This is a genomic window from Clostridium sp. (assembly GCF_026168755.1).
GTDB lineage: Bacteria > Bacillota > Clostridia > Clostridiales > Clostridiaceae > Clostridium.
This window is the reverse complement of record NZ_JAPFDR010000034.1, coordinates 17,066-35,875: the sequence shown is the minus strand read 5'-3', so window position 1 is coordinate 35,875 and position 18,810 is coordinate 17,066. Positions and strand designations below refer to the sequence as shown.

Sequence of the window (18,810 nt, the reverse complement as noted above, 5' to 3'; positions counted from 1 at the left end):
TTCATGGTTATTTTTGTTTTGTAAGAGATTCAATTTTAACATGAAATTAGGGGGTCGTTGTTTTTTTATACAAAAAAACTTGCGAAACCTTGATATATAAAGATTTAAAAAGAGAAGTAGTGTAGAAAAATTTACACTAACAAATAATAGGGGGAGTATAAAAAATGAAAAGATTAACTAGTTTAATAGTAGCTACTACGATAAGTATTGGTTTATTTAATACTTTAGCTATAAAGGTTAATGCTAAAGAAAATAATACCAATATTCAATTAGAAGAGAATTATGAAATATACCCATTACCACAAAATGAAACATATTTAGGAGCTAATTTTAGAATTACAGATGAAGTTAACATAGTGGTTGAAGATGGAATTGATGAATCTACCAGAAACTTTATCATTGAAATTTTGGCTGAAAATGGTATTAATAATATTTTTTCTAATGAAATAGTTGAAAATAAAACTAATATTATTATTGGAGTAAGAGGATCTGCTGGGTATGTAGATAATTATTTTACTGAAAACATAGATTATAATGAAAAAATATTTTTAGAAGAAGATGCTTATGTTTTAAAGGTAGATAATAGTTTAAAAGAAAATGGAGTTATTGCAATATTAGGTGATACAACAGATTCTGCATATTATGGTATAGCAACTTTAAAAATGATATTTAATCAAATAGAAAATAATCAAATAAAAAATGTTATGTATGAAGATTTTGCAGATGCTAAATGGAGAGGATTTATTGAAGGGTTTTATGGTTATCCTTGGTCAAATGAAGATAGAAAGAGTTTAATGGAGTTTGGTGGAAACTTTAAAATGAATTCATATATATTTGCACCTAAGGATAATCCATACCATAATAGGCAATGGAGAGAACTATATCCAGATGATAAATTAGCAGAAATAAAAGAATTAGTAGATGTAGGACACAAGAGTAAAACGCAATTTATTTGGGCTATCCATCCAGGGTTTAACATGATTAAATGGAATGATTATGATAATGAACTTCAAACATTATTGAATAAATTAGAACAATTATATAGTATTGGAGTACGACAATTTGGTCTATTTATGGATGATATAAGTACTGATCAATCGTTAACTGATAAAGATTGGCATGTAAGACTTGTTACAGATGTTGCTAATTGGGTTAAGGAAAAGGGTGATTGTGATTCATTGATATATTGTCCGCCATACTATAATCAAGCATGGACAGGAGAGAAAGGTAAACCATACTTACAAGCATTAGCAAATGTTCCTGAAAATGTGGAGATAATGTGGACTGGAGTAGATGTTTGTGGGCAAGTGGTTGAGTCTGAAATGCAATGGCCAAAAGATATAATAGGAAGAGATATTTATATGTGGCTTAATTGGCCAGTTAATGGACACAATTCATCACGATTAATGTTAGGAAAGGGAGAGGTTATGGACCCTGGGGTTCATAATATTTCTGGAATAGTAACTAATCCATTAGAATATGCTGAATTATCAAAGACAGCTATTTTTGCTATTGCAGATTATACATGGAATACTGATGAGTTTAATGATGATAAGAGCTGGGAAGATTCATTTAAATATATAAATCCAGAAGTAGCAGAAGAATTTCATATTATAGCTTCTCATTTAAGTGATCCATCTCCAAGTAATAGAAACTTAGTTTTAGAAGAGTCAGAATATATAAAAGAGGATTTAGATTTATTTTTAAATAATTATAATAGTGGTAAAGATATTAGTGAGGTAGGAAATAGATTAATTTATGAGTTTGATAAGATATTAGAGTCAATTGTGATATTTAATTCAGAAAAAAATTTAAATGAAAAAATGAAGAATGAAATAAAACCTTGGTTAGGCTCTTTAGAATATATAGTAAAAGCATGTAAATCTTCAGTTAATAGTGCTATTGCAATTAGTGAATCAAATCTTGATTTAGCATGGACTGAATTATCAAACGCTACAGTTTTCAAACAAAGATCTCAAACGTTTACAACTAAAAAATTAAATTCTCCAGATGTTGTTGTTGAAAGTGGAGCAAAGAGATTAATTCCATTTGCAAATGAACTAATAAGTAGTTTAGATTCAAAAATATATATGCAAATTGATCCACAAGCAAGTAGTAGAATACCAATATCTTCATATAATTCAAATGAATTAGATTTAATAGTTGATGGGGACGAAGAAACATATGCTTATTTTAAAACTCTCCAAAAGGTAGGAGATTGGTATGGTATTGATTTAGGAAAGGTTATTGAAGTTAATAATATAGAAATTCTTCAAGGAAGAAATGATACTGATCATGATAGATTTCATAAGGGGATTTTAGAATATTCTGAGGATGGTGAGACTTGGATACCAATTGGAGAAGAAAGAACAGAATCTAGAATAGTAGAAAATGATTTATCTATAAAAGCAAGATACATTAGATATAGGGCAACAATTGCAGGAGTACCAGGTGGCAAGCCGGATTTATGGACAGCTGTAAGAGAGATAAGAATAAATAAAGAAGAAAATAAACCAGTTTTATTTACTAATGTTAAAGAACTAGAAAATATTAATGTTAGTATATCTGAATTAAAAACAGAAATATTAAATGCTTCAAATATTACATTAAAAGCAAATGAATATTTAGGATTTAAGTTAAATGAAATCGAAAAAATTAAGAATGTAATATGTGAGGCTTCATCACAAGATATAACTGTAGAAACTTCTATTAATGGAGTTGAATGGATTAAGTCAACAGATACAAGTGAAGCAAGATATATTAGAGTAGTAAATAAAAGAAATGATGATATAACATTTGATTTAAACAAATTATCAGTTACGTTAAATAAATTTCAAGATACAAAAATTACTCATAATTATGGAGGTATATATAGTGGAAGTATAGAAAATGTTTTTGATAAAAAATTAGAAAGTAAGGTTTGGTTTAATTCAGCTCAGGGAAAAGATAAATATGTACAAGTAGATTTAGGTGGAGTAGTTGATATTGATAAGATAGATTTAGTAATAGGTGATTCTGAAAAGGACTATTTTAGAAATGGAAACTTAGAAATATCTTTGGATGGAGAGACATGGGAAGTTATAGATGAAATAACAGGTGAAAGTAGAGAGGCTAATTTCCCAACACTTAAGGCTCCTTATAGATATAGAAATATAGAAGGGGTTAATAGAAAAGCTAGATATATTAGATTAATATCAAAAAATAATAGCAATGCATGGTTAGCATTAAATGAAATACTAATAAATGATGGTATTAATATAGATACAAATACAAATCTATCATTAATAGCTAAACCAGAAGGTGAATTAAGCAATAATTCTGAATCTGTAATAGATAAAAAATTATCTACATTTTATACACCAGCTGGAGAAACTTTAGAGGGTGAATTATTATATAGGCTTTCTGATTATAGTGAAGTTGGTGAGTTAATTATTTTGCAAGGTCCAACAGGTATTTCAAATGCAAGCGTTCAAATAAGAGATTTAGATGGATGGCATGAGATTGGAACTTTATCTAATTCTTATAATTATTTTGATACTAGTAATTTAAATAATGTTTTAGATGTTAAGTTGGTATGGAATGGTATTAAACCAATTATAAATGAAATAATAACAGTAAAAAAATCAAGTGAAAATACACCAAACGATATAATAAATAAGGATGAATTAAAGTCAATTATAGAAAAGGCAAAGAATATAGTTGAAAATGAGAGTGACAAGTATATAGAGGAGACTATAGAATCATTAAAAGAAGCAATTACTATTGCAGAAAAAGTTTTAGATAATGATGAGGCAACTCAAGAAGAGGTAAATGAAGCATATAATACTTTGATAAGAGAATACTTAAGTTTAAGATTAATTCCAGATAAATCTTTACTTGAAGAATTGATTAGGGAATTAGAGGCTTTAGATTTATCTAAATATACTGAAAAGAGTGCTAATTTTGTAAAGAAGGAATTAGCAAATGCTAGTAAGGTATTAAGTAATAAAGAAGCCACTAAAACAGAGGTAGATGAAGCAGTAGAAAATCTTAGAAGGGCTAAAGAGTCTTTAGTAGAAAAAGATAATAGTAGTAATTCTAATGAAACTGAGAGTAATGATTTAGATAGTTTAAGTAGAGATGAAAGTAATGAAAAGTTACCAAAGACTGGAGATGTAGTTTCATCATCAGTAATTTTGATAATAGCAGGAGTATTAATATTTGGTGGAGTATTAATATTTAAGAAGAAAAAGATATTAAAATAAGATTAAAAGGATACTTTAAAATATTATTAAGATTATATTTTAAAGTATCCTTTCATTTATAAAGATAAACTAAATGAATAATAGATTAGAAAAGTATTTTTTATTATTAATATATTGCGTCAAAACATAATAAAGTTGCTGAGAAAAAATTCTTCAGAAATATTTACAATAATAGTAAAAGTTGATATATTGGATTAAAGAATATAAAGCAGGAATGAGCCGTGTTACCTTAAGTGGGCATTAGGAGACTTATCTGATAGAAGTTTTATTTAGATAAGTCAAATTGTCATGCCTAAAAATAAGCTATTATTGATAAATTTAAAAAGGTAGTAAAGAATTTAGTATCTATAGGCATAACACTCTAAATATTAGAAACTTTTATTATTTGTTAAAGTAGAATATAAATTAATATTTATATAAATTTATAAAAAAGTTTAGAGAGGAGTAGAAAAATACGAGTACTAAATAAAAAAGTAATTAATTGATTAAAGTGGAAGTATCTAAAATAAAATATTTCCATTAAAATGCTACATTTATAGTAAACGATTAAATTGTATAAGAAATTAATAATGGGGGGAAAGAGAATGAAGTATAAAAAGATATTAAGTACTATTTTATCTTTAACACTAATAACTACATCTTCAGGAGTGGTAACCTTTGCTGAAGGTATTGGTAATAAGGTATCCAGGGTTAATATGGCAGAAGCAGGGTTTCAACGTTCAACATTATTTAATGATGGATGGAAATTTAATTTAGGGGATGTACCAGATGCGAAGAATAAAAATTATGATGATAAGTCATGGAGAAGTCTAACATTACCACATGATTGGAGTATAGAGCAAGATTTTAATAAAAATTCTCCATCAACACATGAAGGCGGATTTTTAGATGGTGGTGTTGGATGGTATAGAAAATCTTTTGTACTTCCAAAAGAAATGGAAGGAAAAAAGATAACAATTGATTTTGATGGAGTTTATATGGATAGTTACATCTATGTAAATGGCGAACAAGTTGGTAATCATCCTTATGGATATACACCATTTTCATTTGATATAACAGATAATTTAATATGTGATGGAGTTACTGAAAATGTAATTTCAGTAAAGGTTAACAATAGGCAACCAAGTAGTAGATGGTATTCAGGTAGTGGAATATATAGAGATGTTAAACTTACAGTAACAGATAAGGTTCATGTAGAACAATATGGAACATATGTAACTACTCCTAATTTGGAAAGTGAATATGCAACAGGTAAAGCTACAGTTAATATAAAAACAGATATAGCAAACGAAGAAGGCAGTGATAAAGAAGTTAATTTAATATCAACTATATATGATGCTAAGGGGAACAAGGTTGGAGATAGTACATCAACACAAGTTATAAATGCCAATAGCACATATAAATATGACCAAAATATAGAGGTTAAAAATCCTGAACTTTGGGCAACTGAAAATCCTTATTTATATAGTGTTGTTACAACAGTATTAATTGATAATGAAGTTGTAGATGAATATGAAACAGAATTTGGTATGAGATGGTTTGATGTTACTACTGATAATGGTTTCTTCTTAAATGGAGAGCAAATGAAGCTTGAAGGTGTTTGTATGCACCATGATCAAGGGGCATTAGGAGCGGTTGGAAATGAGGCTGCTATAAGAAGACAAGTTAAAATATTAAAGGATATGGGAGTAAATTCTATTAGAGTTACACATAATCCAGCAGCACAAGTATTAATAGATATTTGTAATGAAGAGGGAATTTTATTAATAGATGAAGCATTTGATACTTGGTATGGTGGTAAGAAGACTTATGATTATGGAAGATTCTTTGAACAAAAATCAATCCATGATGATATGACTTGGGCTGAATATGATGTTAAGCAAATGGTTAATAGAGGTAAGAATGCACCAAGTATAATTATGTGGTCATTAGGAAATGAAATATGGGAATCTAATCAAACTAAAGCTATAGAAACTGCAAAAAATCTTCAAAGTTGGGTTAAGGAAATAGATACAACACGTCCAACTACATTTGGTGAAGATAAATTCAGAATGGGTGAAGGAACAGGTGGACATGAGAATGTAGCAAGTGTATTTGATGTTGTTGGATTTAATTATGCTGAAGCGAATTATGATTCTTTCCATGAAAAGTATCCAGATTGGGTTTTATATGGATCAGAAACTTCATCAGCAACAAGAAGCAGGGGAGTTTATTCTCATCCAGAAAATACAAGCAGTCATACACATGATGATTTACAACAATCTGACTATGATAATGATCATGTTGGTTGGGGAAGAACTGCAGAAGATGCATGGAAGAGAGATAGAGATAGAGAATATGTTTTAGGGGAATATATTTGGACTGGGTTTGACTATATAGGAGAGCCAACGCCATATTATAGTACATTCCCAGCTAAATCATCATACTTTGGAGCAATAGATACAGCAGGTTTTGAAAAGGATATATATTATTTCTATCAAAGTCAATGGTCTGATGAGCCAATGGTACACTTATTACCACATTGGAATTGGGAAAATGATGATAGTATAAAAGTTGATGGTAATAAAATATTAGTTAAAGCATACACAAATGCAAATAGTGTAGATTTATATTATAACGAAGATGTTAATAGTGATGAATTAGGTTCATTAGTTGCAAGTGATGAATATGAAGTTACTGATGCTGGATATAATGGACAATATAAAGAGACTGATGATGGTAAACTACATTTAGAGTTTAGAGTTGAGTATAAACCTGGTAAATTGACTGCTGTTGCAAAGGATGAAAATGGTGAAGAAATTGCGAGAGATGTAGTTAAAACTGCAAATGAAGCTAAAGCAATAGATTTAAGTGCAGATAGACAAGTTATAGAAGCTGATGGATATGATTTATCATATATAACTGTTGATATAGTTGATGAAAATGGAACATTAGTACCAGATGCAAATAATCTAGTTAACTTTGAGGTTAGTGGTAATGGAGTAATTGTTGGAGTTGATAATGGTAATGCTGCAAGTGTAGAAAGATATAAAGATAATAAGAGAGAAGCCTTTAATGGTAAAGCTTTAGTAATTGTTCAATCAACTAAGGATGCAGGATCATTCACTTTAATTGCAACAAGTAATGGGTTAACTACTGATACTATAAATGTTTATACAGTAGAAGAAGAGGATTTAAACCAAAATAAGATTGTTGGATATGATGTTAGTGATATTACAGTTCCTGTGAATGGAAAATTAAATTTACCTGAAACAGTAACAGCATTATATATAGATGGAACTAGAAATGAAGTTAATGTTACTTGGGAAGATGTTTCAGAAGATAAATTAGTAAAGCCTGGAGTATTTGAGGTAAGAGGAAGTATAGAAAATAGTAATATACCAGTAGTATTGAATGTTATAGTTAGAGACATGATTGGGGCACAAGATGTAAGAATATTAACAGCGATTGGTAAAGTAGCAACTCTTCCTAATACTGTATCAGTAGTGTTTAATGACGGAACTACAGAAGATAAGGAAGTTATTTGGGAAAGAGAATTAACAGTAGAAGATGTATCTAAGCTTGGAACTGTTGAAATATTAGGAAGTATTGAAGGTATATCTGGAATACAAGCAAAGGCTATAATAGTAGTTTCTGATAATTATGAAGAAAAGAATGTTGCCTTAAGAGAAAAGGGAGAGTATCCAAAGGCATTTACATCATATCCAGGGCCAGATAATATTAATAATATAAATGATGGTGTAATATCTAAGGGGAATGATCCTCAAAACAGATGGACAAACTGGGGGAAAGCAAGTCAAAACTATGATGATTATGTAGGTATTGAGTTTGATAAAGAGTATACAATAAGTAGAATAGGACTTTCATTATATAGTGATAGTGGTGTAGCAATACCAAGTGAAATAATAGTTGAATACTTTGATGGTAAAGATTGGGTAAAAGTATCAAATCAAAGTAAGACTACTGGATTTACTGTAGAAGGTACAGAAGAAATAACTTTTGATGCTATAAATACTACAAAAATAAGAGCATTATTAAAAGAAGATACAGCAGAAAATAAAGCGGTTGGTCTTACTGAGTTTGAGGTATACTCAAATGTTATGGTAAGTAAAGGAACAGCGTTATTAAATGATATAAAGGTAAATGGAGTTGCCATAGAAGGATTTACAGAAAATAATACAGAATATTCAGTTGTTCTTCCTTATGGTTCTGAGACTCCAGTTGTTTCGGCTACAGCTAAAGATAATGCAAGTGTATTTATAGTACCTGCACTTACATCTAATGGAGTAGCAAAAGTTTTAGTGACTGCTGAAGATGGAGTTACTAAGAATGTATATTCAATTAGATTCAGAGAAGAAGAAGCAAAATTAGATAATGTAGAAATATCATTATCAAAAGAAGATATAACAGAAGATGATGTTGTTGATATTAATGTAGATGCTAAGTTACAAGATAATAGCACAGTAGCAATGTCTAACTTAGATATAAAATACTATGTAACATCTGAAAATAATGGAGAAGCAAAGATAGATGGGAATAAACTTTCAGCATATACAGCCGGTGATATAAGTTTATATGCAGAAGTAACTTATAAAGGTGTAACAAAAGTTAGTAATACAATAAATTTCACTATTTTAGAAAATACAGCACAAAAAACTGCAATAGCATATGAAAAAGTTATTGTTGAAACTGAAAAGGGAGTTAAACCAGAACTTCCAACAAAGGTCAAAGCTACTTTTGATATTGGATTACCAAGAGATGTAGAAGTAACTTGGGATGAAATTGATGAATCAAAATATAATGAATATGGTGTATTTGAAGTTAAGGGTAGTGTAGAAGGACAAGAATTAAAGGTAACAGCTAAAGTTATAGTTAAAGGAATTTCTGCATTAGGAAATGTATCTTTAGTAACTAATATAGGTGTTGAGCCAAATTTACCAGATACAGTTAAGGCATATTATACAGATGGAAGTACTAAAGATTTATCTGTTGCTTGGGAAGATTATAATAAAGAATTATTATTACAAGAAGGAGTATTTGAAGTAACTGGAGTTGTTGATGGTGTAAATAGTAAGGTAAAGGCAAATATCAGAGTTTCTTCTAATGTTGTTAAAGGTGACAATATAGCAAGAGCTAGAAATGGATATGATCTTCCAATGGCAATTGCATCATATACTAATGATACAAAGGTAGATGCTGCATCTCAAGATAGTATAGAAAAAGTTAATGATGGATTAATAGAACATAATCCAAATGCAGCTAATAATAGATGGTCAAATTGGAAAAGAGGAGATAAGAATTCTAGTGAATGGGTTGGCATTATATTTGGAGTTGCAGATCCATTAGAAAGATATATTAACAATTTAGAAGTTGATTTCTTTGAAGATAATGGTACAAAGATTCCTAGTAATATAACAATTCAATATTATGTTGGTGATGAAATTGTTAAGCCAGAAAATCCTGCTCATGTTTTAGAAGAGACTAATTCACCATTAAATGACGAAAACAATTGGAGAAATGTAACTAATTTAGTTGCAAATCCAAGTTCAACATCAGGTTCAGATACTAATTACTACACATTTGATATGGTAAAAACTTATGCATTAAGAATTAAAATGGATGCACAATCAAATATGGGATTAGGTATAACTGAAATTAAGGCTTTTGAAGAGAGAGTAGTGGCAAATAATGATTTTGAAGTAAAATCTATTAAAGTCAATGGTAATGATTTAGAAGGATTTAATCCAGAAATTTTAGATTACTCATTAGCACTTAAGAAAGGTGAAGCTTTACCAGAGATAACAGTAGATGTAAATAATAATGCAGCAGTAACAACTGTTTATACAGTGGAAAGCAGTGAAAAATCTACTTATGCTATTAATGGTAAAGAAAAGTTTGATGTAGTAATTACGTCAGAAGATGGATTAAAAGAGGTAAGATATACAATTGCAATATCAAGAGAAGATGAAGAAAATATTATTGATAAATCATTACTACAATACACAATTGAATATGCTGAAAAAGTAAAGGCTGATGGAGCATTAGAAGGGGTAGTTCCTGCAGTAGTTAGAGAATTTAATGATTCTTTAGAAAATGCTAAGATTGTTTTAGCTAATGAAAAGGCTACTGAAGCGGAAGTGGATGCAATTACTGATAGATTATTAAATGCTATTTGGATGCTAGAGTTTAAGGGTGGAGATAAAGAAACTCTTAAGGTAAATATTGAGTTAGTAGAGAAGTTAAATAAAAATGACTACACTAAGGAGTCATGGGAAAATCTACAAGCAAAATTGAGTATAGCAAAAGAAGTATATGAAGATGAAAATGCACTTGTTGATGAGATAGAAGAAGCAATTAATAATTTACAAGATGCAATAAATACTTTAGTAAAGAAAGATGTAAATAAGATATTGCTTCAAGAACTTGTAACCATGATAGGTGGATTAAATTCAAATGAATATATATACACAACTTGGGAAAATCTAGATAAGAATTTAGAATTAGCTAATAAGGTATTAATAAATGAAGAAGCTACTCAAGAAGAAGTGGATATGGCTTATAATAACTTATTAAGAGCTTACTTAGAATTAAGATTAAAGCCAAGTAAGGATAAACTTGAAGATTTAATAAATAAAGCTGAAGCTCTAAATAAAGAAAATTACACAGAGGAAACTTGGGAAAAAGTTGAAAGTGCATTAAAAAAGGCAAAAGTAGTTATGACTAATGAAAATGCAACTGAAGAAGAAATAACGGAAGTTGAAAATGAATTAGAAGTAGCAATGGAAGGGTTGATTGCATCAAATTCAGAAAATAACAATAATAATTCAAATAGTGGAAATAACAATGGAACAACAAATAATGGTGGAAATGTAGGTAGTAATACAAATAATAATAGCAATAATGCTACTAATCTACCTAAAACAGGGGCTGCTACTTCAGTAGCAACAGTATTAGCATTAGGGTCTTTATTTGTAGGTTGTGGTGCTAGTATGATAAAGAAAAAAGAAGATTAAAAATAATATTTATTAATGAAATAGGCTATCTCAAAGGTTATTAAAAAGTAACCTTGAGATAGCTTTTAATTTATATAGTTATTTATTCAATACAAGAATCTTTATACTTTCTTAACATGAGATGTAGATATCTTAACACCATCTTAATTTTCAAAATTATATTATAGACGTGTAGTAAAAATCAAGGAGGAGTAAATATGGATGCTTTAGTATTAATATCATTCATTTTAGTAGTTTCACTATTATGCTACTTAGTCTATTGCTTAGTCAGGGGGGAAAATCTATGATTAATGTAATTTTGCAAATAATAATATATACAGTCATTTTAGTTTTATTAGCAATACCATTAGGTAGATATATGGGGAAAGTATTTTTAGGTGAAAAGGTATTTTTAAGTCCAATAGTAAGACCTATTGAAAAATTTTTATATAGAATACTAAAAATCGATGAAGAAAATGGAATGGGATGGAAGCAATATGCTGGATCTGTACTAATGTTTAATTTATTAGGATTTATAGTAGTTTATTTATTGCAGATATTTCAAAAATATTTGCCATTAAACCCAGAAGGTATAGGTAATGTTCCAGCAGATTTGGCTTTTAATACAGCTACAAGTTTTGCAACAAATACAAACTGGCAAGCTTATAGTGGTGAATCACAATTAAGTTATTTGACTCAAATGTTAGGGTTATCAGTTCAAAACTTTCTTTCAGCAGCAGTTGGTATTGCAGTATTGATAGCTGTTATAAGAGGATTTATGAAAAGAAAATCAAAGGAAATAGGAAACTTTTGGGTAGATTTAACTAAGTCATTATTATATATTTTATTACCACTATCAATAGTAGTTTCTTTATTTTTAGTATCACAAGGTGTTGTTCAAAACTTTAAGCAATATCAAGAAGTTAAATTAATAGATCCATATACATTAGAAGATGGTACAGTTATAGATACTCAGATAATTCCAGGTGGACCTGCTGCTAGTCAAATAGCAATTAAACAATTAGGAACAAATGGTGGTGGGTTCTTTGGAGCAAACTCAGCACATCCATTAGAAAATCCAACTTTAGCATCAAATGTAGTTCAAGTTACATCTATATTGGTAATTGCAGTTGCATTATGTTTTACTTTTGGATATATGGTTAAAGATAAAAAACAGGGACGAGCTATATTCTTGGCAATGTTCATAATTTATGCAATTTCTTTAATTAGCGTTGGAGTTTTAGAGCAAAAGGCTACACCTCAAATTGAACAAAATGGAATAGTTGATATTAGTTATTCAGATGCGCAATCTGGAGGTAATATGGAAGGAAAAGAGGTTAGATTTGGTATAGCAAGTTCATCTTTCTGGGCTGTTACAACAACAGCAGCTTCAAACGGATCAGTAAATTCAATGCATGATTCTTATACCCCATTAGGTGGAGGAATAATAATGTTATTAATGCAATTAGGTGAAGTAATATTCGGTGGAGTTGGTTCAGGATTATATGGAATGTTAGCATTTGTGATTATGACAGTATTTATTTCAGGTCTTATGGTAGGGAGAACGCCAGAGTATTTAGGTAAGAAAATAGAACCTTTTGAAATGAAAATGGCATCATTAGCAGTAATAACTACACCATTAATAGTAGTTATAGGTACGGCTATAGTATGTGTAATACCTGGAATACAAGAGAGTCTAAACAATGGAGGAGCCCATGGATTCTCAGAAATTTTATATGCACTTTCTTCGGTAGGTAATAATAATGGTAGTGCATTTGCTGGATTTGGAGCGAATACAGTTCCATTAAATATTTTATTGGGAATAGCAATGATATTGGCTAGGTTTATACCAATATTATTAGTTCTTGCAATAGCAGGCTCATTAGCGTCTAAAAAATATATACCAAGTTCTTCAGGTACATTAGCAACAAATAATGGGGTATTTGTAACATTATTAATAATTGTTGTATTAATGATAGGAGCATTAAGCTTCTTTCCAGCATTAGCTTTGGGGCCAATAGTAGAACATTTACAAATGTTATTTTAGTATAATGTAAAAGAAAGAGGGAATTTGCTATGAGTAAAAAGAAACAAGCTTTTATGGATAGTAATATAATGAAAGATGCACTTAAAGAATCTTTTAAAAAGTTATCACCAAGTGTACAGTATAGAAATCCGGTAATGTTTGTAGTATATATAGGTTCGATGCTAACAACAGTTATTTTTTTAGCATCTTTCTTTAAAGATAATGAAAGTAATGATAGATTCTTTACTTTTTTAATAACATTATTTCTTTGGTTTACAGTTTTATTTGCAAACTTTGCTGAAGCAATTGCAGAAGGTAGGGGAAAGGCACAAGCAGAATCATTAAGAGCAGCAAAAAAAGATGTAATGTGTAGAAGGTTAAGGGATATAGTTGATAGGGTTGGAGATGTAGTTAAGTCTTCTGATTTAGTAAAGGGTGATATTGTATTAGTTAAAGCTGGAGAACAAATACCAGCAGATGGAGAAGTTATTGAGGGGATAGCATCAGTAGATGAAAGTGCTATAACAGGAGAAAGTGCACCGGTTATAAGAGAAGATGGTGGAGATAGAAGTTCTGTAACTGGTGGAACAACTGTTGTTTCAGACTGGATAATAATGAAGGTTACAGCAGGTAGTGGAGAAAGTTTTTTAGATAAAATGATTTCTATGGTTGAAGGAGCTTCAAGGAAGAAGACACCTAATGAAATTGCACTTCAAATATTATTAGTAGCATTAACAATAATATTTTTAGTAATAACATCAACACTTTATGTATTTGGTGATTTTGCAGTTAAGTTAAATGGAGTAGGTGAATCAATATCAATACTTTCATTAATTGCATTATTAGTTTGCCTAGCACCTACAACAATTGGAGCATTATTATCTTCAATTGGAATAGCGGGAATGAGCAGATTAACTAGCGCTAATGTTTTAGCTACTTCAGGTAGAGCTATAGAAGCGGCTGGAGATGTAGATGTATTGTTACTAGATAAAACAGGAACGATAACTTTAGGGAATAGACAAGCAGCGGAATTTATACCATTAGAAAATATATCAGTAGAAGAGTTAGCTGAAGTAGCAGCATTAAGTTCATTAGCAGATAAAACACCAGAAGGTAAAAGTATAGTAGAATTAGCTAAAAGTCAATATAGCTTTAAGGAAGAGGGAAATGAAGAAGGTGAATTTGTACCATTTACAGCAAGAACAAAGATGAGTGGTATGAATTATAAAAATAGAACAATAAGAAAAGGATCAGAATCAGCAATTAAGGAATATGTCAAAAATTTAGGCGGAGAATATCCAAATGAATGTAATGTTATAGTTAAAGGAATATCTAGAAAAGGTGGAACTCCTTTAGTTGTTGTTGAGAATGAAAGGGTTTTGGGGGTTGTATATTTAAAGGATGTTATTAAATCAGGTGTTAAAGAGAAATTTAGTGATTTGAGAGAGATGGGAATTAAGACAGTAATGATTACTGGAGATAATCCATTAACTGCAGCAGCTATAGCAGCAGAAGCAGGAGTTGACACTTATTTAGCAGAAGCTACTCCAGAAGCTAAGCTTAATTTAATTGTTGAATATCAACAAGCTGGGCACATAGTTGCAATGACTGGTGATGGTACAAATGATGCTCCAGCACTTGCGCAAGCAGATGTAGCAGTAGCAATGAATTCAGGAACACAAGCTGCTAAAGAAGCTGGTAACATGGTGGATTTAGACTCAAGTCCAACTAAGTTAATTGAAATTGTTAAAATAGGCAAGCAATTATTAATGACAAGAGGAGCTCTTACAACATTTAGTATTGCAAATGATGTAGCTAAGTATTTTGCTATAATACCACCATTATTTATGAGTATATTTCCAGTATTAGATAAACTTAATATTATGAGATTATCTAGTCCAGAAAGTGCTATTTTATCAGCAGTTATTTATAATGCATTAATTATTGTAGCATTAATACCACTTTCATTAAAGGGAGTTAAGTACTCTGAAGCACCAGCACATAAGCTTTTAAAGAAGAATTTATTAGTTTATGGATTGGGCGGAATGATAATACCATTTATAGCAATAAAGTTAATTGATATTATAATAAATCTTTTAGGTATATTTTAGGGGGATACATTATGTGGAAAATATTTAAAAAGTCTTTAGGTGTTTTATTGATATTTACATTAATTGTAGGAATTATATATCCAACTTTTATAACTGTATGTGCTCAAACATTTTTTAAAGATAAAGCTAATGGAAGTTTAATAGTAAAAGATGGAGAAGTAGTGGCATCAAAGCTTATAGGACAAAACTTTACCTCTCCAGAATATTTCTGGGGAAGACCATCAGCAACAGTAGATTACTCTTATAATGGAGTTGGGGGAGCTGGTTCTAATAAGACACCAGCAGGAGATGAATTAGAAGAAATTATAGCAAAACGAGTTGAAGAGTTACAAAAATATAATGGAACAGATGAAGAAATACCAGTAGATTTAGTAACAGCTTCAGGTAGTGGTTTAGATCCAGATATATCATTAGCAGCTGCTGAATATCAAGTAAAGAGAGTTGCAGAAGCAAGAAATATGAGTGAAGAAGATGTACAAAGTATAGTAGATGAACTAAAGCAAAAAAGAGTTTTAGGATTCTTTGGAGAAACTTATGTTAATGTAGTTGAATTAAATTTAAGATTAGATGAAATTCAAGAATAAAAATTAATGGAAAAGAGAGTAAATTATGATTATAATATCCTTAATAGTTTTATTGGGGATATTATTAATTTATTTTTAAAAGAGAATTTGATAGATAGAAAATAAGTATTTCTTAGCTGGGGTGATAATCATGATGGAAGTAGATAATAGACCAGATTCTAGGCAGTTATTAAAAAAAGTTAAAGATGAAGAAATATATTTAAAAAGAGGAAAGTTAAAAGTTTTTTTTGGATATGCAGCGGGAGTTGGAAAAACCTATGCTATGCTTCAAGAAGCACATGAATTAAAAAGGAATAATACTGATGTAGTAGTAGGATATATAGAAAGACATACAAGAAAAGATACATTAGCATTAATTGATGGACTAGAAGTTTTACCAACACGAAGAGTGGAATATAAAGGTGTAATTATTCAAGAATTTGACCTTAATTCTGCATTGCAAAGAAATCCAGAGGTTCTATTATTGGATGAACTACCTCATACTAATCCACCTAATTTTAGACATGGCAAGAGGTGGCAAGATATAGAGGAACTTTTAGAGGCTGGTATAAATGTTTATACTACATTAAATGTTCAACATCTGGAAAGTTTAAATGATGTTATAGCTAGTATTACAGGGATATTTGTAAAAGAAACAGTTCCAGATTATATAGTTGATAAAGCTGAGAAGATAGAACTTATTGATATAGCAACAGATGATTTAAAAGCAAGATTTGATGAAGGAAAAATATATAAAAAGGAAAATGTTGATAAGGCAAAGAGCAATTTTTTCACTGATGATAACTTAAAAGCATTAAGAGAGTTATCTTTAAGAAAAACAGCTGATACAGTTAATAGTGTTGTTCAAATTTCAAGATTATCAAAGGGTAATATAAATATATTACCTACTAAGGAGAAGATAGTTGCTTGTATAAGTGCATCGCCTTCTTCGGCAAAGGTAATAAGAGCAACTTCAAGAATGGCAGCATCATATAAAACAGAATGGATAGCACTATATGTAGGTAATTTAAATTCTAAGAATATGACGACACAAGAAAAAAAGAGATTAAAGGATCATATAAAATTAGCTGAAAGGTTAGGCGGAATTGTAGAAATAGTTCATGGTGATAATGTTATAGATACTATAATTAAATTTTGCAATTATAGAAATATAACTAAGATAATAATTGGAAGAAATGTCTTAAGAAAAAAAGCTTTATTAAGAGTAAATAGAAAAGATATAGTAGATAAATTAATAGAAAAGGTAAAATATATAGAGGTTCATGTAATTCCAACTTGGATAGAGTCAAGGACTGATAAAAAGTTATCATTTAATATGACCAATACTAGCAGTATAAAAGAGAAAGTAGTATTTACTAAAAATGATGTACTAATAGGGATTGCTTTTTCGATAATAGCTTCAACAATTTCTATAATAATAAATTACTTAGGGTTTGCAGAAGCAAATATATTATTAGTATATATTTTAGCTATATTATTTATTTCGGTTAATACAAAGGGATATGCTATAGGTGTAATATTTGCCTTTATAAATGTTTTTATTTTTAACCTTTTATTTACAAAACCTAAATTAACATTAGGATTTGATGATCCTACTTATTTAGTTACATTTCCTTTCTTTATTTTAGTTGCAACTATAACATCAACATTAACAACTAGAATTAAAGAGCAGTCTGATATGTTTGAAAAAAGAGAAGAAGCAGCACAAATGTTATATGAGATAAGTAGAAGTTTTATTAATTTATCAAGTGAAGAAAGGATAATTAGCACAGGAGTTAATCATCTTTCACAAGGGTTAAGAAGAGATATTATATGCTATGAAGCTAAAGATGGAATATTAACAGGAAACTATATTATAAAAAATATAAATACAAACTTTAATCAAGATAAATTAAAAGGAGATAAAAACTTTGAAATAGCTTATTGGGTATTAAATAATAGAAAAAATGCAGGAAGAGGAACTGATACACATAATGGTAGTGAAGTTTATTATATGCCTATTATAGTTAAGGAAAAGGTATTTGGAGTTATTGGAGTTTTTTGGGGAGATGAAGATATTGATAAAGATGATATTAGTTTAATGGATGCAGTAGTTGCACAAATGTCATTAGCTTTAGATAGAGTAGAATTAGTTAGAGAAAAAGAAGAAACAAAGTTAGAATTTGAAAGAGAGCAATTAAGAGGTAATTTGCTAAGGGCTATATCTCATGATTTAAGAACTCCATTAACAGGCATAGAGGGATCTAGTAGTTTAATTTTATCTTCATTTAATGAATTAACAGGTGATACTATACTTGAGCTTGTAAAGGAAATTAATTATGACTCAGAATGGTTAATAAGACTTGTTGAAAACTTATTGAGTATGACTAGGATTGAAAGTGGAAAATTAGAAATTAAAAAATCACAAGAAATAGTTGAGGAGATAGTATCAGAATCAATTCAGCATTTAAAAAGTAGGTTAAACAATCATAAATTAAGTATAGATATGCCTAAAGAGGTTCTATTTGTACCTATGGATGGAAAACTTATAGAACAAGTTATAATAAATTTAGTTGACAATGCTATAAAATATACACCAGGGCAATCAGAGATTAATATAAAGATTTATAGTAAAAAAAATAGTGTGTATTTTGAGATAAGTGATAATGGACCTGGAATAAATAAAGAAGATATTAATCATATATTTGAAATTTTTTATAAAGGAAATAAAAATAATGCAGACTCTAGAAGAGGTGTTGGATTAGGGTTATCAATATGTAGGTCAATTGTTTTAGCACATGGAGGAGAGATATTTGTAAAAAACAATAAAGAATGTGGAGCTAGATTTATATTTAATCTACCTTTAAATTAAAA

The 18,810-nt window shown here is 29.5% G+C and carries 6 protein-coding genes; all 6 read left to right on the top strand.

Features of this window, described 5'->3' with window-relative positions:
- The first annotated feature begins 164 nt into the window (after positions 1 to 164).
- A complete protein-coding gene (locus Q0Y03_RS11470; protein ID WP_297713962.1) occupies positions 165 to 4,244 on the top strand; it encodes a beta-N-acetylglucosaminidase domain-containing protein in 4,080 nt (1,359 codons plus the stop codon).
- A 584-nt stretch (positions 4,245 to 4,828) separates the two neighbouring features.
- Complete coding sequence (locus Q0Y03_RS11465; protein WP_297713961.1) at positions 4,829 to 11,257, top strand: Ig-like domain-containing protein; 6,429 nt, start codon at positions 4,829 to 4,831, stop codon at positions 11,255 to 11,257.
- 283 nt (positions 11,258 to 11,540) lie between these two features.
- A complete protein-coding gene (gene kdpA, locus Q0Y03_RS11460) occupies positions 11,541 to 13,283 on the top strand; it encodes a potassium-transporting ATPase subunit KdpA (RefSeq protein WP_297713960.1) in 1,743 nt (580 codons plus the stop codon).
- 29 nt (positions 13,284 to 13,312) lie between these two features.
- Complete coding sequence (gene kdpB / locus Q0Y03_RS11455; RefSeq protein WP_297713959.1) at positions 13,313 to 15,373, top strand: potassium-transporting ATPase subunit KdpB; 2,061 nt, start codon at positions 13,313 to 13,315, stop codon at positions 15,371 to 15,373.
- 11 nt (positions 15,374 to 15,384) lie between these two features.
- Entirely contained in the window at positions 15,385 to 15,957 is a 573-nt protein-coding gene (gene kdpC / locus Q0Y03_RS11450) for a potassium-transporting ATPase subunit KdpC (RefSeq protein WP_297713958.1), read from the top strand.
- Positions 15,958 to 16,087: 130 nt separating this feature from the next.
- Positions 16,088 to 18,808, top strand: coding sequence for a sensor histidine kinase KdpD (locus Q0Y03_RS11445; protein WP_297713957.1), 2,721 nt, complete (start codon positions 16,088 to 16,090; stop codon positions 18,806 to 18,808).
- Positions 18,809 to 18,810 lie beyond the last annotated feature (2 nt).